Genomic DNA, 18163 nt, shown 5'->3' on the forward strand with positions numbered 1-18163 from the left:
GACCTGCGGACCCAGCCCGCGGCGACGTAGCCTGAGCCGATGGGGATGCGAGTGCTGCGGTCCGCACTGTCCACGCTGGTCGCCATGGCCATCGGGATCAAATTCCTGACCGGCACCGCCACTCCCCAGGTGCTGTTCTCCTACCTGCTGCTGGTTGCCGTGCTGGTCCTGGTTCCCGGCCTGATGATCGATGCCGAGAGCAGGCTCGATCGCCGGGAGGCGGCGACGTTCGTGACCACCACCGTGCTGGCTTCGGGCTGGCTGCTGGCCTTCGACGGCGGGCCGTCCGGGCTGCCGTGGGTGCCGTTCGGGCTGGCCTGGGTGACCGGCCTGGCCTCCCTGCTGGTGGCGGTCCGGGTCAAGCGTCGCGACGGCGGCGTGGTGTCCGGCGAGGTGCTCGAGGCGCTGGCCGGCTGGCCCGCCATGCGGCAGTTCAACAACTCGGTAACGGCTCCCGCGACCGCCCCCGACCTGCGGCCACCCGATCTACGGGTGGCCGCGGCTGACGCCGGCCCCGGACCGGACGGGCACTGGTCGCTGCCGGCCGCCGGTTCGGCGCGCCGACGGCTCCGCGAGCAGGGGGTGATCGGCAGGACCGAACAGGCGGGCGACCGGCCGGTCAGGCCCGCAGCGCGGCGTTCTGTCGGCTGACGGCATCCCGCAGGGCCTGCACCGAAGGACCGGCCGCCAGCACCTGCCGGCTCGAGTTCGGCAGCACGGACGGCAGCAAGTCGCCGAAAACGGTACGAAGGTCATCGATCCCGGCGCCCTGGGCGCCGATACCGGGCGCCAGCACCGGCCCGTTGAGGGCGGAGAGATCGACGTCCAGCCGGCCCACCGTTGCGCCGATCACCAATCCGAACGATCCGGGCGATGTCCCGGCATTGAGCGCCGCGACCTCGTCGACCATCACCTGGGCAATGGCCCGGCCATCGGCGCCGACCGCCCGCTGGACCTGCTCGCTCAACGGATTCGACGTGCGGCACAGGACGAACAGGCCGCGACCGGAGTTCCTCGCCGCTGCCACCGCAGGTTCCAGGGATCCGAACCCGAGGAACGGCGAGACGGTGAGCGCATCGGCCGCCAGCGGCGAGCCGTCGGTCAGGTACGCGGCAGCGTAGGCGGCCATGGTTGAGCCGATGTCGCCGCGTTTCGCGTCCAACAGAACCAGCGCTCCGGCACTCTGCAGCGTGGCGATGGTCCGTTCGAGCACCGCGACACCCGCGCTGCCGAACGCCTCGAAGAACGCCGACTGAGGCTTGACGATCGCAGCGGTGTCCCCGAACGCCTCGGCGGCGGTCAGCGCGAACCGCTCGAGTCCGGCCGCATCGACGTCGAGGCCCCAGCTACGCAGCAGCTCCGGGTGCGGGTCGATACCGGGGCAGAACGACCCACGGTCGGCGACCGCCGCACCCAGTCGTTCCCCGAAGCTGGTGTCCGTCATGATTTCTCGCTCTCCGCATCGATGGTTGCGTCCCGTTCGGCGACCGCGCCGGTCAGTTCGCGGACCAGGCCGGGCCCGCGGTAGATGAAGCCCGAGTAGAGCTGCAGCAGGGCCGCCCCGGCGTCCAGCATGGCCAGTCCGTCGTCCGCGGTGGTGATGCCGCCGACGCCGATCACCGGCAGTTCGGTGTGCGCGCAGACGAATCGGACCACCTCGAGCGCTCGCCGTCGCAACGGCGCACCGGACAGCCCACCGGACTCGTCGGCCAGATGGGCGTCCGCCGCGGCGATCCCGTCCCGCAGCACTGTGGTGTTGGTGGCGATCACGCCGGCCACCCCGCGGTCGGTGCAGACCTGCAACAGCTCGCCGATCGCCGCGTCGGTCAGGTCGGGGGCGATCTTGACCAGAACCGGGAGCGCCGCACCGGTACCGGCCAGGGTCCGCGCCTGCTCGGTCAGCGCATCGAGGAGTTCGTCCAGCGGCCCGCGGTCCTGCAGGCTGCGCAGCCCCGGCGTGTTGGGCGAGGAGACGTTGACCGCGAGGTAGTCCGCCACCGGGTGCACCGCGGCCAGCGAGGCCAGGTAGTCGCCGACCGCCTCGTCGACCGGGGTCACCTTCGACTTGCCCAGCGAGATGCCCAGCGGCACACCGAGACTGCCGCGGCCGCCGATCCCGGCGACCCGGTCGGCCAGGGCCGCGGCACCGTCGTTGTTGAAGCCCATCCGGTTGATGATCGCCCGCGAGCTCGGCAGCCGGAACAGCCGTGGCGTCGGGTTGCCTGGCTGCGGGTGCGCGGTCACCGTTCCGGCTTCGACGAAGCCGAAACCCAATGCGGGCCAGGCCCGCAGTGCGTGTCCGTCCTTGTCCAGGCCGGCCGCAACGCCCACCACATTCGGAAAATCGATGCCGAACACCCTGCGCGGCACCGGGTCCGCGGTCAGCATCCGGCGCACTGCGGCCGACATCCAGGGATGACGACCGACCCCGGCCAGCGCGCCGAGCGCGCGGCGGTGGGCGGTCTCCGGGTCGCCGCGGCCCATCCGGAAGAGCACCGGCCGGGCCAGCCGGCGGTAGCCGGTGTCCAGGAAGTCCATCAACGGCCCACGGACTGGTCAACGGATTCGTCCACGGATTCGTCCACGGAGTCGCCCACAGAGTCGCCCACAGAGTCGCCCACAGACGGGTCAACGGACTGGCCGACGGTCGATCCGTCCGAGGCCGGTCGGGGGGTCGGCTCGCCGGTGGTCATCCGCCGGTGCAACTCCTGCAGCGGCGCGACGTGCACCTCCGACCTGATCGACGCCTCGATGCCCTGGATGGCGGCCGCGGCACCGGCAATGGTGGTGATGCACGGGATGTCGGCGGCCACCGCGGCGGTGCGGATCTCGTAACCGTCGATCCGAGGCCCGGAGTTCCCGTACGGGGTGTTGATCACCAGGTCCACCTCGCCGGCCCTGATCCGCTCCACCACATTGTCGGTCGACTCGAAGTGCTTGCGCACGGTCTGGACCTGCATCCCGTTGCGGCGCAGCATCTCCGCCGTTCCCTCGGTGGCCAGGATGGTGAATCCGAGATCTGCCAGCCGCTTCGCCGGGAAGACGATCGACCGCTTGTCGGCGTTGGCCACCGAGACGAACACCGTGCCCGAGGTCGGCAGCGACCCGTAGGCCGCGGTCTGCGACTTGGCAAAGGCCGGGCCGAACGCGCTGTCGATCCCCATCACCTCGCCGGTGGACCGCATTTCCGGACCGAGCAGCGAGTCGATCGCGCCACCGTCCGGTCGGCGGAACCGATGGAACGGCAGCACCACTTCCTTCACCGCCACCGGCGCACCGGGGCGCGGCTGGCCGCCGTCACCGGAGGCAGGCAGCACACCGGCGGCCCGCAGCTGGGCGATCGACTCGCCGGCCATCACCCTGGCGGCGGCCTTGGCCAGCGGCACCGCCGTGGCCTTCGAGGAGAACGGCACGGTCCTGGACGCCCGCGGGTTCGCCTCCAGCACGTACAGCGTCTCGCCCTTGAGGGCGTACTGCACGTTCAGCAGACCGCGGACGCCGACGCCGAAGGCGATCGCCTCGGTGTGCGCCCTGACCTTGGCGATGTCGGTGCGGCCCAGGGTGATCGGCGGCAGCACACAGGCGGAGTCACCGGAATGGATGCCGGCCTCCTCGATGTGTTCCATCACGCCGCCGAGGAACACCTCGGTGCCGTCACAGATGGCGTCGACGTCGATCTCGATGGCGTCGTCCAGGAAACGATCGACCAGCACCGGACGGTCGTCGGCGATCTCGGTCGCGCGGCCGATGTAGTCGGCCAGCGCCTGCTCGTCGTAGACGATCTCCATCCCGCGGCCGCCGAGCACGAACGAGGGTCGGACCAGCACCGGATAGCCGACCCTGGCGGCCACCTGCTTCGCCTGTTCGAACGAGGTCGCAGTACCGAACGCCGGTGCCGGCAGCTTCGCCCGGCCCAGCAGCTCACCGAAGAGCCCACGGTCCTCGGCCAGGTCGATGGCGTCCGGCTGGGTACCGAGGATCGGGATACCCGCCCGCTCCAGATCGCGGGCCAGCTTCAGCGGGGTCTGCCCGCCGAGGGTGACGATCACCCCGGCCACCGTGCCGGAGGCCTGCTCGGATGCGACCACCTCCAGCACGTCCTCGGTGGTCAACGGCTCGAAGTACAGCCGGTCGGAGGTGTCGTAGTCGGTGGACACCGTCTCCGGGTTGCAGTTGACCATCACCGTCTCGTACCCGGCCTCCCGCAAGGAGAGTGCCGCGTGTACGCACGAATAGTCGAACTCGATGCCCTGGCCGATCCGGTTCGGTCCCGATCCGAGGATGATCACCTTGGGCCGCTCCGTCTGCGGCGCCACCTCGGACTCCGCTGCCGGATCCATCTCGTAGGCCGAATAGTGGTACGGGGTGTGTGCCTCGAACTCGGCGGCGCAGGTGTCAACGGTCAGGAACACCGGCCGGATGCCGGACTCGTGCCGCCGTCGGCGAACGGCTTCCTCGGTCGCCAGCGCAGCGTCCCCGGCCCCGGCCCGCAGCAGCGCGATGTCGTTGTCCGACAAGCCGTACCGCTTCGCCTTGCGCAGCAGGGTGTCGTCCAACTCTGCGGCGGCCGCGACCTGATCACCGATGCCGGCGACCAGCACCAGCTGATCCAGGAACCAGGGATCGATGCCGGTCGCCTCGTGCAGCTGCTCGACGTCGACGCCGGCCCGCACGGCCTGCAGCAGCCGGTACCAGCGGCCGTCCTTCGCCGGTCGCAGGTCCTCGAGCAGCGCCGGCGTGTCGCGTTCGACGTCGAAGCCCGGCTCCGGTGCGGCCGGCGGGAACAGATAGCCCTGCGCCTTGGTCTCGGTGGACCGCAACGCCTTTCCGAACGCCTCGGCGAACGACCGGCCGATCGCCATCGCCTCGCCGACCGACTTCATGGTGGTGGTGAGTACCGGGTCTGCGCCGGGGAACTTCTCGAACGCGAACCGCGGCACCTTCACCACCACGTAGTCGAGAGCAGGCTCGAAAGCCGCCGGCGTGGCCCGGGTGATGTCGTTGGCGATCTCGTCCAGGGTGTACCCGATGGCCAGTTTCGCCGCGATCTTGGCGATCGGGAAGCCGGTGGCCTTGGAGGCCAGGGCGGACGAGCGGGAGACCCGCGGGTTCATCTCGATGACGATCATCCGGCCGTCCACCGGATTCACCGCGAACTGGATGTTGCAGCCGCCGGTGGCCACCCCGACGGCACGCAGGATCTTCAGCCCGAGGTCGCGCATCAGTTGGTACTCGCGGTCGGTCAGGGTCAGTGCCGGGGCGACCGTCACCGAATCGCCGGTGTGCACCCCCATCGGATCCATGTTCTCGATCGAGCAGACCACCACCGCGTTGTCGGCCGAATCCCGCATCAACTCGAGCTCGTACTCCTTCCAGCCGAGCACACTCTCCTCGATCAGCACCTCGGTGACCGGGGAGGCCGCCAGACCGGTGCCGGCCAGCCGCTCCAGATCCTGCGCGGTGTAAGCCATTCCGGACCCGAGTCCGCCCATCGTGAACGACGGCCGGATGACGACCGGCAGGCCTAGTTCGGCGACCGTGTCGCGGACCTCGGCCATCGAGTGGCAGACCGCGGACCTGGGTACGTCGCCGCCGACGCTGCGGACGATGTCCTTGAAGATCTGCCGGTCCTCACCCCGCTGGATCGCCGGGATGTCGGCACCGATCAGCTCCACCCCGTACTTCTGGAGGATGCCGAGCTCGTCCAGGCCGATCGCCGTGTTCAGCGCGGTCTGCCCACCGAGGGTGGCCAGCAGTGCATCCACCGGGTGGCCGGACGCGGCCTGGTCGGCCAGCACCTTCTCCACGAACGCCGGGGTGATCGGCTCGATGTAGGTGGCGTCGGCGAACTCCGGGTCGGTCATGATGGTGGCCGGGTTGGAGTTGATCAGCGAGACCCGCAGCCCCTCGGCCCGCAGCACCCGACAGGCCTGGGTACCGGAGTAGTCGAATTCGCAGGCCTGGCCGATGACGATCGGGCCGGACCCGATCACCAGCACGTGCTTCAGGTCGTCACGACGTGGCATCTGCATTCCCCTGTCGGCCGGCGGCCATCATCGTCACGAACTCGTCGAACAGGTATCCGGCGTCGTGCGGGCCGGCCGCCGCCTCCGGGTGGAACTGCACCGAGAAGGCCGGCGTATCAAGGCATTCCAGGCCCTCGACGACACCGTCATTGAGGCAGCTGAAGGCCACTCTGGCCCGACCGAACTCGGTGTCGACCACCTCCGACGGGGCGGCCGGGTACTCGATGGCAAACCCGTGGTTCTGCGCCGTCACCAGTACCCGGCCGGTGCGCAGGTCGGCCACCGGCTGGTTGATCCCGCGGTGTCCGAAGGCCAGCTTGTAGGTCCCGAAACCCAATGCCCGGCCGAGGATCTGGTTGCCGAAGCAGATGCCGAAGAACGGGATCCCGCGCCGCAGCACCTCCTTGGTCAGCTCGACCACCGGATCGGCGGTGGCCGGGTCGCCGGGTCCGTTGGACAGGAACACCCCGTCCACGCCGGTCCCGTCGTTCAGGGCCAGCACGTCGTCGATGGTCGCTGCGGCCGGCAGCACGTAGGTGTCCACTCCCCTGGCGGCGAACATCCGCGGCGTGTTCGCCTTGATGCCCAGATCGATCGCCGCCACCGAGCAGATCCGGTCGCCGGTCGCCGGCACCAGATAGGCCGCGGCCGTGGTCACCTCGCCGGCCAGGTCCGCGCCGGCCATCGGCGGAATCTGCCGGACCCGTTGCAGCATCTGCTCATCGGTGGTCAGCTCTGCGCCGGAGAAGATCCCGCAGCGCATCGCCCCGGCCGTCCGCAGATGCCGGGTCAGCCCACGGGTGTCGACATCGGCGATGCCGACCACACCCTGCGCGGCGAGCTCGTCGGGCAGCGAGCCGCTGCTGCGCCAGTTCGACGGCCGGGGTGAGAGGTCCCTGATCACCAGGCCGGCCACCCAGATCCGGTTCGACTCGTTGTCGTCTCGCCCGCCGTTGTCATCCAGCCCGGTCGGGGCGACCCAGCCGGTGTTGCCGATCTGCGGCGCGGTGGCGATCACCACCTGCCGCCGGTACGAGGGATCCGTGAGGGTCTCCTGATAGCCAGTCATCCCGGTGGTGAAGACGGCCTCGCCGAGAGCGACTCCGGTTGTCCCGAAAGCGGTTCCGCGATGGATCCGGCCGTCTTCGAGTACCAGCGCCGCCGGACCGCCGGTGACCGCCGCGCTCGTGGTCTGACGACTCGCGGTCATGCGTTCACCCCGGCCACCAACGCGCCGCCGGCGACGGTCCGTCGGCCGCGCAGGAAGGTGCCGACCACCTTGGCCGGCAGCTCCATCCCCTCGAACGGCGTGTTCGCCGACAGGCTGGCCAGTTCGGCGCCCCGCACAGTCCAGCGGGCGGCCGGATCGACCAGCACCAGGTTCGCCGGCTCGCCGACCGCGATCGGGCGCCCGTGCCCGGCCAGGCCGCCGATCGCCGCCGGCCGCTCGCTCATCACCGCCGCCACCCCGCGCCAGTCCAGCAGGCCGGGCTCGACCATGGTCGCCACCACCACCGACAGTGCGGTCTGCAGGCCGAGCATGCCCGGCGATGCGGCGTCCCACTCGCATTCCTTGTCCTCACTGGCGTGCGGCGCGTGGTCGGTGGCGACGATGTCGATCGTCCCGTCCGCCAACGCCTTTCGCAGCGCGGCAACATCGGCGTCGGTCCGCAGCGGCGGGTTCACCTTGAACACCGGGTCGTAGCCGATGGCCCGCGCATCGGTGAGCAGCAGGTGGTGCGGGGTCACCTCGGCGGTGACCCTGGTGCCGCGTGCCTTGGCGGCGGCGATCAACTCCACCGACCCGGCGGTCGACAGGTGGCACACGTGCAGCCGGGAGCCGACGTGGTCGGCCAGGAGGCAGTCACGGGCGATGATCGCCTCCTCGGCGACTGCCGGCCAGCCCGTCATCCCCAGGGTCGCCGAAACGTCACCCTCGTGCATCTGGGCGCCGGCCGTCAGCCGCGGTTCCTGGGCGTGCTGGGCGATCACCCCGTCGAACGCCTTGACGTACTCGAGCGCCCGGCGCATCAGCAGCGGGTCGGAGACGCAGTCGCCGTCGTCGGAGAACACCCGCACCTGCGCCGCCGACCCGGCCATCGCCGCCAGTTCGGCCAGTCGCTCGCCCTTGCGGCCGACGGTCACCGCGCCGATCGGCCGGACGTCCACCAGCCTGGCGTCCTCGCCCAGCCGCAGCACCTGCTCGACAACGCCGGCCGTGTCGGCCGTCGGGTCGGTGTTGGGCATCGCGAACACCGCCGTGTAGCCGCCGAGAGCGGCTGCCGCGGAACCGGTCTCGACGGTCTCGGCGTCCTCCCGGCCCGGTTCCCGAAGGTGGGTGTGCAGGTCGACCAGGCCGGGCAGCAGGACGAGTCCGTCGGCGTCGATCACCTCGACGTCGGTCGCCCGCTTCGCGGCGGCCGTCGCGGCCGCGCCGACGGCGGCAATGACGCCGTCGGTGATCAGCACGTCGGCGGCCTCCTCGCCGTACGGTGCGGCACCGGTGATCAGCGTGCTGACACCATGACCGTTGCTCATGCGTTCGTCTCCATCTCGCCCGACAGCAGTAGGTACAGCACGGCCATCCGGACGGTGACCCCGTTCGCGACCTGTTCGACGATCACCGAGCCGTCGCCGTCGGCCACCGCCGGGGTGATCTCCATCCCGCGGTTCATCGGCCCCGGGTGCATCACCACCCCGTGATCGGGCAACATCGCCCGCCGTCGGACATCCAGCCCGTACGAGCGGGTGTACTCACGCGCGGTCGGGAAGAACGCGCCGCTCATCCGTTCGCGCTGCACCCGCAGCATCATCACCGCGTCGGCGCCGGACAGCGAGGCGTCCAGGTCGTAGGAGACGCTCGCCGGCCAGCTCCCGACGCCGACCGGTAGCAGGGTGGGCGGGGCGACCAACTCGACCTGCGCCCCCAGCGTCGACAACAGCAGGACGTTGGAGCGGGCCACCCGGGAGTGCAGCACGTCACCGACCACCACGATCTTGCGGCCGGCCAGTTCGCCCAGATGCCGGCGCAGGGTGAAGGCATCGAGCAGGGCCTGGGTCGGATGCTCGTGGGTGCCGTCACCGGCATTCACCACTCGGCCGGACACCCAGGCCGAGAGCCGTTGCGGCGCACCGGAAGCCGAGTGCCGACAGACAACGGCGTCGGCCCCCATCGCCTGCAGGGTCAGGGCGGTGTCCTTCAGCGATTCGCCCTTGGAGACGCTGGACCCCTTGGCGGAGAAGTTGATCACGTCGGCGGACAGCCGCTTGGCGGCCAGCTCGAAGGAGATCCTGGTCCTGGTGGAGTCCTCGTAGAACAGGTTCACCACGGTGCGGCCACGCAGCGTCGGCAGCTTGCGCACCTCGCGGCCGGACATCGCCTGCTCCAGCCGCTCCGCGGTGTCCAGCACCAGGGTCGCGGTCTCGGCATTCAGGTCGCCGGCCGACAGCAGGTGTCTCGGCATGCCCGAAGGAGCCGGGGGCTGAACGGCGGAGTCACCGCGGGAGTCGCCGTTGGCGGCGGACCGGGTGGTGGCCTTGATGGTGGTGGTCATGCGCGGATCAACTCCACAGCGTCGCGGCCGTCGGATTCGGTGAGTCTGACGGCGACATCGTCGTCCGCCGCTGTCGGGATGTTCTTGCCGACGTAGTCGGCCCGGATCGGCAACTGCCGGTGACCGCGGTCCACCAGCACCGCCAGTTGCACCGCCGACGGCCGACCGTGATCGCGCAGCGCGTCCAGCGCGGCACGAATCGTGCGGCCGGAGTAGAGCACGTCGTCGACCAGCACGCAGGTCAGGTTGTCCAGGCCGCCCGCCGGGATCGAGGTCTCCTCCAGCGCCCTGGGCGGACGACGGCGCAGATCGTCTCGATACAGCGTGGTGTCCAGCGATCCGACCGGACACGGACGACCACTGAAGGTGGCGATCCGATCCGCCAGCCGGCGCGCAAGGTACACGCCACGGGTCGGGATGCCGAGCAGCACAACGGGTTCGTCGCCGGCCTTCTCCAAGATCTGGTGGGCGATGCGATCGATGGTGCGAGCGATGTCGGCCTCGCTGAGGATCTCTGCACGGACCTCGGGGCCGGCGCCGGCGGTGCTGTCCTCGCGGCGCGCAGGGGTGTTGCCAGGCGTCATGCCCGTGGCTCCTTTCCCGCCTCACTGGACGGGTTTGAAGGATGGAACTCCGACCACCTTAGCAATCCAGGACCGGCCCGGCTGCCGCCGGGCCGGCGGGCCGGCGGCGCGGCCGCACGCCGCCCGGACCGGTGACAAAGTCCCGGCGCGCCCGGGGTGCCCACACCCCACTCCGGCGACTACTGTGCGTAAGGCATGGTTCGATCTTGTCGTTCCGCGCACGCTCGGCCCACAATCGCAGCAGGACAGTCGACGGTCGGACACCTCGCCCGCCGACGAACACGCTGCTTCACCTCGTCAGGAGCCAGTCATGCAGGACTATGCCCACGCCTTAGGTGCACGACTGCGGGCCGTCCGGAACCAGCAGGGCCTGAGTCTGCACGGAGTCGAAGAGAAGTCCGAGGGCCGGTGGAAGGCCGTCGTCGTCGGGTCCTACGAGCGCGGCGACCGCGCCATCACGGTCACCAAGCTGGCCGAGCTCGGCCAGTTCTACGGCGTCCCGATCACCGAGCTGCTGCCGGACATCAACGTGAGTTCGCCGAGTTCGCCGACCGCGAAACTGGTGATCGACCTGGAGCGGCTCGCCGAACTGCCCACCTACCAGGCCGGCCCGCTGGCCCGGTACGCCTCGACCATCCAGTCGCAGCGCGGCGACTATTCGGCCGGTCGCACACTGACCATCCGGGCGGAGGACCTGCGCTCGCTCGCGGTGATCTACGGCATGCCGCCGAGCGCGCTGGCCGAGCAGCTGGTCGACTGGGGCGTGCTGCCCGAGGGCACCGACGTCGAATAGTCGACCCGGGGCGACCTCCCACCGGGCTCCGTCAGACCGGGGTCCGTCAGACCGGGTTCGTCAGACCGGGGTCCGTCAGCCCCGTAGTTGCGGGGTGATCGCCAGGATCTGGGCGAGCACGCCGTTGACGAACTTCGGCGAGTTGTCGGTGGACAGCGTCTTCGCCGCCTCCACCGCCTCGTCGATCACCACGGCGGGCGGGACGTCGGGGGCGTACAGCAACTCGTACACGCCGATCCGCAGGATCGCCCGGTCCACCGCCGGCATCCGCTCCAGGGTCCAGCCCTCGGAATGCTGCTCCAGCAGATCGTCGATCCGGTATTGGTTCGCGACCACCCCGCGGATCAGCGATTCGGCATAGTCGCCCAGCACCAGCGGCTCCGGCCCGTCGATCCGCTCGGCCATCACGGCCAACGGGTCGGCGGACCGGGCGTCCGCGGCGTACAGGACGTCCAGGGCACGCTTGCGGGCCTTGGATCTGGCAGACACGTGGGTCGTCTTCTTTCCGGGGCCGGATCAGCTGTTGACGCGGCCGAGGTAACGGCCGTCGCGGGTGTCGACCTTGATCTTGTCGCCGGTGTTCAGGAACAGTGGGACCGCGATCTCGGCGCCGGTCTCCAAGGTGGCCGGCTTGGTGCCGCCGGTGGAGCGGTCGCCCTGCAGGCCGGGGTCGGTGTGCTGGACCAGCAACTCGACGGACGCCGGCAACTCGACGTACAGCACCGTGCCGTTGTTCTGCGCCACCGTTGCCTCCTGGTTCTCCAGCAGGAAGTTCGCCGCATCACCGACGGTCGCCGCCGGGATGTGGATCTGGTCGAAGGTGTCGCCGTCCATGAAGACGAAGTCGGTGCCGTCCTTGTACAGGTAGGTCATGTCCCGCTTGTCGACGGTCTCGGTCTCCACCTTGACGCCGGCGTTGAAGGTCTTGTCGACAACCTTGCCGGTCAGCACGTTCTTCAGCGTGGTGCGGACGAAGGCCGGACCCTTGCCCGGCTTGACGTGCTGGAACTCGGTGATCGTCCAGAGCTGACCCTCGAGCTTGAGGACCAGGCCGTTCTTGAAGTCCGAAGTGGATGCCACGTGCGCCTTCTCTCGTCGTTCTGTGTCGATCGCCGGGCCCCGGCGCCACCCCGGTGACTCCGGGCGGCGTCAGAGGACCTGGAGATCCTTGCTGGTCATGGTGAGGACCTGGTAGCCGAGTGCGGAGATCACGCCGGTGTCCTCGATGCGCACTCCGCCCCGCCCCGGAAGGTAGACCCCCGGCTCGATGGTGACGCACATGTCGGGAGCAATGATAACCGCGGATCCGGCCGCGACCGCCGGTGCCTCGTGGATCTGCAGGCCGACGCCGTGCCCGAGGCCGTGCCCGAACTGCTCGCCGAAGCCGGCGGCGACGATCACCGAGCGGGCCGCGGCGTCCAGCTCGCCGCCCGTGACCCCGGGTACCGCCGCGTGCCGTCCCGCCTCTTGCGCGGTCCGGACCAGCGCGTGCAGGTCCCGCTGCCAGTCGGCCGGCTCACCGAGGACGACGGTCCGGGTCATGTCCGAGTGGTAGCCGTCGACCTCGGCGCCGAAGTCGAACTTCACGAGGTCGCCCGGCCGCAGCGGCGCGGTGGTCGGCTGGTGGTGCGGGATGGCCGAGTTGGCACCGGCGGCCACGATGGTGTCGAACGCCGGCGCGGTGGCGCCGAGCCGGCGCATCCGCTGGTCCAGATCCAGCGCCACCTCACGCTCGGTGCGGCCCGGTCTGACGCCACCCGCCTCGATCTGCTCCAGGAGGGCGCGGTCGGCGATCGCGCAGGCCGCCGTCAGTGCCTCGATCTCGGTCGCGTCCTTGATCGCCCGGCCCTGCTCCACCAGGTCGCTGACGGGCACCAACTCGGCGCGGGCGGCCGCATCACGCCCGGCCGCCTCGGCGAGGCTCCGGTGGCCGGCGACCGTGACCACGTGTGCCTCGAACCCGACCCGGCCGCTCGCCCGGGCAACCAGCGCGAGATCGCACGGTCGCTCGATCAGCCGCCGCAGGTCGGGCACCTCGGCGGCGGACTGCAGGTCGTAGCGGCCATCGGTGCAGAACAGGGTCTGCTCGTCATCCCCGCCGGCACCCGGGTCCGCCGCGACCAGCAGGGCGGCATTCGAGCCGGTGAACCCGGTCAGATAGCGGATGTTGAGCAGGTCGGTGACCAGCAGCGCGTCCAGGTCGCGTTCGGCGAGCAGGGCGCGCAGTCGGGAGCGGCGGGCGGCCGGTCCCGGACGGTCGATGGTCACCGGATCAGATTACGAGCAATCCGCCCGGCCGTTGACCGATCTGCCGGCTACTTGACCGGAATCGGGTAGGTCTGGTCCGAGGCCCGCAGCGAGCCCAGCTGGATCCGCAGCTCGGGTGCCGCCTGCGCCGGGGTCGGCCGCTTGTCGCCGGTGCCGCTGTCGGCCGATCCGGCGGTGACCGCAAGGGCGATCTGGTCCAGGTCCGCGCTCTCCGCGCCGGACTTCTCGGCGTCCCGCTCGATCAGTGCCTGAATCTGCGCCAGCGGCACGTCGTTGAGCGAGAACAGCGCCTCCGAGTCGGAGCCGGCGGAACTCGGGTCGAGCACCGGGAACCTGCCCGGCCGCTGGTAGATCTCCGCCGCCTCGTCCTCGCGTACCACTTCGAGATACACCCCACCGTCGTTCTGGATGTCACTCGCCGACAGGGTGGCGGCTCCGCTCGCCGAGGATTGAATCATCAGCTTGCGCAGCACCCGGTCGCCGGGACCGATCTTCTGCGACTTCAGCAGGTCCGCGATCCGCTGGTAGGAGGCGGCCACGTCCTGCGGCTGGAACACCGGCGCGATGTCCCCGCCCAGCGTCGCCTCGACCTCGTCGATGCCGTCGCTGCCGTACAAACCGAAGGTCACCAATGGTTCTGCGCCCTCGGAGGGCCGATTGATGACGATCTCGTCGACGGTCACGTCCTGTCCGGCCGGTAGTTCGCCCACCACCGTGTCGCGCATCGCGGCCAGATCCGGCAGGTGGCCGGCCTGCAGGACGAAGGTGCCGCGGGACACGCTCAGCGACGAGTCGTACCGGGCATCGTCATCGTCGTCGTCGACGGTGAAGTCCTTCTCCCGCCGGGAATCCCATGCGGTGAGCGTGGTGCCGGACTCCGACAGCCGGACGGCCCGCACCTGTCCGCTGCTGCCCGGTACGAGCTGCTCCGCATGCTCCAGCGCCGCCCGTAGCGCCGCGTTCGGATCGGCGAGCGCGGCGCCCATCCCGTCGCCGAACACCGTGTCGGTCAACGAGTTCACCACGGTGCTGACGCTCGACGTGTCCGGCATCAGCGCCGCAGTGGTCGGCCCGGCGATCAGGAAGGCCACGCAGTAGGTGGCGATCAACGCCCGCCCCCCGCCTCGCCGACCCGGCGCGGCCTCCGGCCGCCGCGGCGGCGGCAAGGCGGTGACGGAAGGAAACTCGACCGGATGGGACCCGGCATCGATGGTGCTGCCGAGCCGGAAGACCGCCGGGTCGCTCGCATGCTGCCAGCCGCCCTGCCGATCGTTCTCCAGCGCGGCCAGGTCCGACAGCGGCACGGTGCGGTAGGCGTGGGTCAGGAAGGCATCCGCCGTGCGCCGGCGGTCCGATGCCAGCAACACACCCACCCGGGCCGACCGCTCGCCCTCGGGCCCGTCGGCCCGGACGTCCCGGACGGTCTCGACGGACACCACCCGGGTGTGGGCGGTGGCATCGACCGGTTCGAACCGGCTGTCCGGCTGTTCGGCATCGGCGCGGTCGCGGATCAGCCGTTCGCGGTCACCGGCGTCATGGCAGGCCGACGCGGTTCGGGTGGCCAGCACCAGCGCGGTGACGCCGGCCACCGAGTAGCCCAGCCAGCCGGGATTGTCGGTCACCACCGAGACACCGGCGAAGGTCAGCACGCCGGAAACCACCCCTCGGCGGGCCATCCCGATGAGCTTCCCAATAGTCTGGCCGGACATGGTCGGACTGTAACAACCGGCGCACCGGGCGCTGTTCGGCGCACGACGTCGACCGATCTCCGTCGGGGAGGTGTATGGGTTGAGCGAACCCTGGATGCATCCGGATGCCCTGCACCTGCCGGTGCCGGCCGGCGAATCCCCGGTCGTCTATGCCGCCTACCTGCGGGAAGCGCGCTACCACTCGACTCCGTTGGCCCGGTTCCTGTTGCTGATCGCCGCCGGCGGTCTCGGCATCCTGCTCTGGGTGCTGCTGGCCGCCGAGGGAGTCCTGCCGGCCGACGAGCTCTGGTCGAACATCGCGCTGGCCGGCTGGCTGGCGGCGGTGGGCGGTGGCTACTACGCCCTCACCCGGCCCGGACCTGAGGTCGGCATCGCGATGAGCGAACAGGCCGTGCGGTTCGGGCGCTGGCCGGACGACGTGCACGAGATCCACCTGGCCGACCTCGAATCGGCGAGCATCTCCGAACGGCCGTGGCGCGGCGAACCGCTGGCGCCGGCCTTGCGGGCCTACCCGATCCGGGGCTTCCGCTGGCTGACGCTGGTCCGCAAGGACGGCGTCACTTTCCATGTGGCCATCGACTCGGGCAACCGCTACGCCGACCGGATTGCCGAGGCACTGATCCGCAAACGCCCGCCCGTTCCGCCACGGCCGGCCGCCGGGAAGTCGCGCGTCGAAGGCAGTGGGCAACAACCGAAGCCGCAGCCGAAGGCCGGTCCGTCGGCGTCCGCATCCACCCGGGCGACCCGTCCGACCGGGCCTCCGAGCACGCCGCCGGCGGCTCCGCCGGCACCGTCCGAGAGGCTGTTGTGGGAGGCCGCCGGCCGCCGGCACGACGAGATTCTCGGCGCCTATCTGCCGTACGAGATCGACCCGCACCTGCTGATGCGTTTCCCGGCCATCACCGACGTGACCGTCCCCGCGACCGCAGACTTCCTGGAGGCGTTGGGCGAGGCGAACGTGTTGCGGACCGACACCTTTCCGTCCGACGAGGGTCTGTCGGGGCAGTACCGCGAGCGGGTGCGGTTGCTGGGCGCCGCCTGGTCCCGGGCTGAACGGCATGCGAAGAAGGTCGGCGTCACCCTGCTCGACCCGGCGCAGCAGCGGAAGTTGAGCCAGGCATCGAAGCTGTTGCGGCACGCCGAGGGTTCGACCACCGCCGCCGAGCAGGCGATCTATCTGCGTCAGGTCAGCGCGATCCTCGCGGAGCTCACCGAGCAGGGCGCGATCACCGCTCCACCCCAGGTCACCGCCGCCATCGCCAACCAGACCAGGCTGGCCATCGAGCGGGCCGAGCAGGCCGGGCCCGGCGGTCCGGTGGGCGGTCGTCATTCCAGCGACAGGCAGGACGAATCCGATGGCCTGGGAACGCGAAACTGACGACGGTGCAACGGATCCGGCGACGGGCCTGACGCCGCTGTTGGATCGCCGCTGGAGTTCGCGGGTATTCGACCCGGCGCACGAACTCACCGATGGCGACCTGACCGCGCTGCTGCACGCCGCGCGCTGGGCCCCGTCTGCCGGAAACAGCCAGCCGTGGGCATTCCTGGTCGGGCGTCGCGATGACCCGACCCATCGGGCCTTCGTCGAGCTACTGTCGCGGGGCAACGCGTTCTGGGCCCCGCGGGCGAGCGCCCTGCTGATCACCCTGCACCGCACTGCCTCCGAGCCCGGCAGCGAGTTCTTGTACTCCGAGTATGCGCAGTACGACCTCGGTCAGGCGGCCGCCCACCTGACGGTGCAGGCCCAGTCGATGGGGCTGGCCGTGCACCAGTTCGCCGGGTTCGACCACGACCGGGTGGCGACCGTGTTCGGCGTCCCGGATCATTGGCGGGTGACCACCGCCATCGCGGTCGGCCGACCGGCTCCGGTTGAGTCGATCGAAGGCCTTGAGCCATCGCTGGCCATCCGGGAACGCCAGGTTCGACGACGTAACCCGCTGTCGGACTTCGTGTTCGACGGTAGGTTCGGCCAGTCGGCGGCCTGGACGGTTCGTCACGAGCTGCCGGGCGACGGCACCACGGGATGAGCGCCGAACCGTCACCACCGGCGGTGAATCATGTCCGGGCACGGGCAGCAGCACGATCGGGCCGGGACCGGGATCGAATCGCCGCGGCGCTGACGGGTGCCGTCCTCCCGGAGGCCGGCCTGTCGACAGAGTCGTTGGCCGATCGGCTCTTCCAGCATCCCATCACGATCAATTTCCACCCGGACCGTGTGGTCCGAACCGGGGCGACAGCCGGTCTCACCGTTGCCGAATCGCTGCTGCGCACCGGCGGCTACCTCACTCAGTATCAGACCGGCATCAGCGCCGGTGGCCTCACCGCACACCGCGGCGGCGACCGTCATCGTTGGGAGGTCACCCTTTTCGGCGACGACTACGCCGCGATCACCGGGTCAGCACCCGTGCACCGGCCCCGTTACGGCGGACTGAACATCGCCGAATACCCGGACGGCAGCTGTCCCCGATTCGGTTCCTGCGTGCTGGTGCTGCGTCCCCACACGGTGCGGCGCAGCACCTTCAGCGTCGGCGACTCGAGTAGTACGCCGACCGATATCGGAACGTCCGATGCTGGGCTCGGGGTGCTGGCCGGCCTGCTCGAGACGGCACATCGGAGCGGCCGGGTGCTGAATCTGCCCCGCGGCAACGTCGCGGAGCTGATCGCCGCGATCCGGGCGGGCGAGCCGCCAACGGCCGGCGACTCCGGCCGGCACCGGACCGACGGCCCTGAGCCGACCCCGGTGCGAGCGTTGGGTCGAGCGCTGGACGATTACGTCGAGGCGCAGGTCCACGGGCCGATCGATCTGGCCGCCGACGTCGCCGCCCTGGTCGTCGACCCGTCGTTCGACCACACCAGAGACGGCACAGCGCTGGAGCAGGTTGCCGACCGCTTCCAATTCCCGCTGCTCCGACATCCTGGATATGGCCTTCCGGCCGGACGGGTCGGTCCAGAATTTCGCGGCCCAGCCATCCCCGGTCTCGCCCGGCGGGTCCAACGCGAATTCGCCGACGGCGGACCGTTGACGGCGGCGGCTGTAGGAAGGGCGGCCGTCGATCTGGTCCACAATCCCCACCGATGGACCGATCACGACCCGGCGACCACCGCCCAACACCTCAAACAGTTGTGGCACACGCTGGTGGCCTTCGGAGATCCGATCGGGCCGGTCAAGAGTTTCAACTGACTGCCTCCGGCGAGCCGGTGCCGGGCTGACGCACGGCTGCAGGTGACC

The 18163-nt window shown here is 70.4% G+C and carries 16 protein-coding genes; 5 read left to right on the top strand and 11 right to left on the bottom strand.

The genetic code is table 11. The features are described from left to right. The first annotated feature begins 39 nt into the window (after nucleotides 1–39). Complete coding sequence (locus K340_RS0125535; protein WP_154674480.1) at nucleotides 40–651, top strand: hypothetical protein; 612 nt, start codon at nucleotides 40–42, stop codon at nucleotides 649–651. Here K340_RS0125535 and pyrF read toward each other — a convergent pair. From pyrF to pyrR, 7 genes are all read right to left on the bottom strand, one after another. Then, nucleotides 620–1444: an orotidine-5'-phosphate decarboxylase gene (gene pyrF / locus K340_RS0125540; RefSeq protein WP_029138780.1), complete on the bottom strand. Its 825-nt coding sequence runs from the start codon at nucleotides 1442–1444 to the stop codon at nucleotides 620–622. The genes K340_RS0125535 and pyrF overlap by 32 nt on opposite strands. After that, nucleotides 1441–2538 carry a quinone-dependent dihydroorotate dehydrogenase gene (locus K340_RS0125545; RefSeq protein WP_037366882.1) on the bottom strand — a complete coding sequence of 366 codons (1098 nt, stop codon included), beginning with the start codon at nucleotides 2536–2538 and terminating at the stop codon, nucleotides 1441–1443. The genes pyrF and K340_RS0125545 overlap by 4 nt, the downstream gene beginning before the upstream one ends. Continuing rightward, nucleotides 2538–6026, bottom strand: a complete 3489-nt coding sequence (gene carB, locus K340_RS33365; protein ID WP_084615064.1) for a carbamoyl-phosphate synthase large subunit — start codon at nucleotides 6024–6026, stop codon at nucleotides 2538–2540. The genes K340_RS0125545 and carB overlap by 1 nt, the downstream gene beginning before the upstream one ends. Next, on the bottom strand, nucleotides 6013–7236 hold the full coding sequence (carA, locus tag K340_RS0125555; protein WP_029138782.1) for a glutamine-hydrolyzing carbamoyl-phosphate synthase small subunit: 1224 nt from the start codon (nucleotides 7234–7236) through the stop codon (nucleotides 6013–6015). The genes carB and carA overlap by 14 nt, the downstream gene beginning before the upstream one ends. Beyond that, nucleotides 7233–8564, bottom strand: a complete 1332-nt coding sequence (locus tag K340_RS0125560) for a dihydroorotase (RefSeq protein WP_029138783.1) — start codon at nucleotides 8562–8564, stop codon at nucleotides 7233–7235. Before K340_RS0125560 ends, carA begins: the two co-directional genes overlap by 4 nt. Further along, entirely contained in the window at nucleotides 8561–9490 is a 930-nt protein-coding gene (locus K340_RS0125565; RefSeq protein ID WP_029138784.1) for an aspartate carbamoyltransferase catalytic subunit, read from the bottom strand. The genes K340_RS0125560 and K340_RS0125565 overlap by 4 nt, the downstream gene beginning before the upstream one ends. 86 nt (nucleotides 9491–9576) lie before the next feature. Next, nucleotides 9577–10164: a bifunctional pyr operon transcriptional regulator/uracil phosphoribosyltransferase PyrR gene (gene pyrR / locus K340_RS0125570; RefSeq protein WP_084614998.1), complete on the bottom strand. Its 588-nt coding sequence runs from the start codon at nucleotides 10162–10164 to the stop codon at nucleotides 9577–9579. A 310-nt stretch (nucleotides 10165–10474) separates the two neighbouring features. Between pyrR and bldD the strand changes: the two genes are divergently transcribed. Beyond that, nucleotides 10475–10957: a transcriptional regulator BldD gene (bldD, locus tag K340_RS0125575; RefSeq protein ID WP_029138786.1), complete on the top strand. Its 483-nt coding sequence runs from the start codon at nucleotides 10475–10477 to the stop codon at nucleotides 10955–10957. Nucleotides 10958–11032: 75 nt separating this feature from the next. Here bldD and nusB read toward each other — a convergent pair whose 3' ends face one another. The 4 genes from nusB to K340_RS0125595 form a co-directional block, all read right to left on the bottom strand. After that, complete coding sequence (gene nusB / locus K340_RS0125580) at nucleotides 11033–11446, bottom strand: transcription antitermination factor NusB (protein WP_029138787.1); 414 nt, start codon at nucleotides 11444–11446, stop codon at nucleotides 11033–11035. 27 nt (nucleotides 11447–11473) lie between these two features. Further along, nucleotides 11474–12037 (bottom strand): elongation factor P, encoded by a 564-nt coding sequence (gene efp / locus K340_RS0125585; RefSeq protein WP_029138788.1) that lies wholly within the window; start codon nucleotides 12035–12037, stop codon nucleotides 11474–11476. Between the two features lie 69 nt (nucleotides 12038–12106). Continuing rightward, nucleotides 12107–13225: a M24 family metallopeptidase gene (locus K340_RS0125590; RefSeq protein ID WP_029138789.1), complete on the bottom strand. Its 1119-nt coding sequence runs from the start codon at nucleotides 13223–13225 to the stop codon at nucleotides 12107–12109. Nucleotides 13226–13272: 47 nt separating this feature from the next. After that, entirely contained in the window at nucleotides 13273–14934 is a 1662-nt protein-coding gene (locus tag K340_RS0125595) for a hypothetical protein (protein WP_154674481.1), read from the bottom strand. 79 nt (nucleotides 14935–15013) lie between these two features. On the opposite strand from K340_RS0125595, the gene K340_RS34840 reads away from it, so the two are divergent. Genes K340_RS34840 through K340_RS0125610 form a run of 3 tightly spaced genes read left to right on the top strand, consistent with a single transcriptional unit; the run spans nucleotide 15014 to nucleotide 18115 of the window. Further along, complete coding sequence (locus K340_RS34840; protein ID WP_154674482.1) at nucleotides 15014–16312, top strand: hypothetical protein; 1299 nt, start codon at nucleotides 15014–15016, stop codon at nucleotides 16310–16312. Beyond that, nucleotides 16290–16961, top strand: a complete 672-nt coding sequence (locus K340_RS33375) for a nitroreductase family protein (protein ID WP_051267664.1) — start codon at nucleotides 16290–16292, stop codon at nucleotides 16959–16961. Before K340_RS34840 ends, K340_RS33375 begins: the two co-directional genes overlap by 23 nt. Continuing rightward, nucleotides 16958–18115, top strand: a complete 1158-nt coding sequence (locus K340_RS0125610) for a DUF3626 domain-containing protein (RefSeq protein ID WP_029138791.1) — start codon at nucleotides 16958–16960, stop codon at nucleotides 18113–18115. Before K340_RS33375 ends, K340_RS0125610 begins: the two co-directional genes overlap by 4 nt. The last annotated feature ends 48 nt before the right edge of the window (nucleotides 18116–18163 follow it).

The organism is Nakamurella lactea DSM 19367 (genome assembly GCF_000426645.1).
GTDB classification, from domain to species: domain Bacteria; phylum Actinomycetota; class Actinomycetes; order Mycobacteriales; family Nakamurellaceae; genus Nakamurella; species Nakamurella lactea.

Excerpts from the sequence above, each read along its gene's own strand:
- K340_RS0125535 (WP_154674480.1), top strand. The coding sequence starts at position 40 with ATGGGGATGCGAGTGCTGCGGTCCGCACTGTCCACGCTGGTCGCCATG.
- pyrF (WP_029138780.1), bottom strand. The coding sequence starts at position 1,444 with ATGACGGACACCAGCTTCGGGGAACGACTGGGTGCGGCGGTCGCCGAC.
- K340_RS0125545 (WP_037366882.1), bottom strand. The coding sequence starts at position 2,538 with ATGGACTTCCTGGACACCGGCTACCGCCGGCTGGCCCGGCCGGTGCTC.
- carB (WP_084615064.1), bottom strand. The coding sequence starts at position 6,026 with ATGCCACGTCGTGACGACCTGAAGCACGTGCTGGTGATCGGGTCCGGC.
- carA (WP_029138782.1), bottom strand. The coding sequence starts at position 7,236 with ATGACCGCGAGTCGTCAGACCACGAGCGCGGCGGTCACCGGCGGTCCG.
- K340_RS0125560 (WP_029138783.1), bottom strand. The coding sequence starts at position 8,564 with ATGAGCAACGGTCATGGTGTCAGCACGCTGATCACCGGTGCCGCACCG.
- K340_RS0125565 (WP_029138784.1), bottom strand. The coding sequence starts at position 9,490 with ATGCCGAGACACCTGCTGTCGGCCGGCGACCTGAATGCCGAGACCGCG.
- pyrR (WP_084614998.1), bottom strand. The coding sequence starts at position 10,164 with ATGACGCCTGGCAACACCCCTGCGCGCCGCGAGGACAGCACCGCCGGC.
- bldD (WP_029138786.1), top strand. The coding sequence starts at position 10,475 with ATGCAGGACTATGCCCACGCCTTAGGTGCACGACTGCGGGCCGTCCGG.
- K340_RS0125595 (WP_154674481.1), bottom strand. The coding sequence starts at position 14,934 with ATGTCCGGCCAGACTATTGGGAAGCTCATCGGGATGGCCCGCCGAGGG.
- K340_RS33375 (WP_051267664.1), top strand. The coding sequence starts at position 16,290 with ATGGCCTGGGAACGCGAAACTGACGACGGTGCAACGGATCCGGCGACG.
- K340_RS0125610 (WP_029138791.1), top strand. The coding sequence starts at position 16,958 with ATGAGCGCCGAACCGTCACCACCGGCGGTGAATCATGTCCGGGCACGG.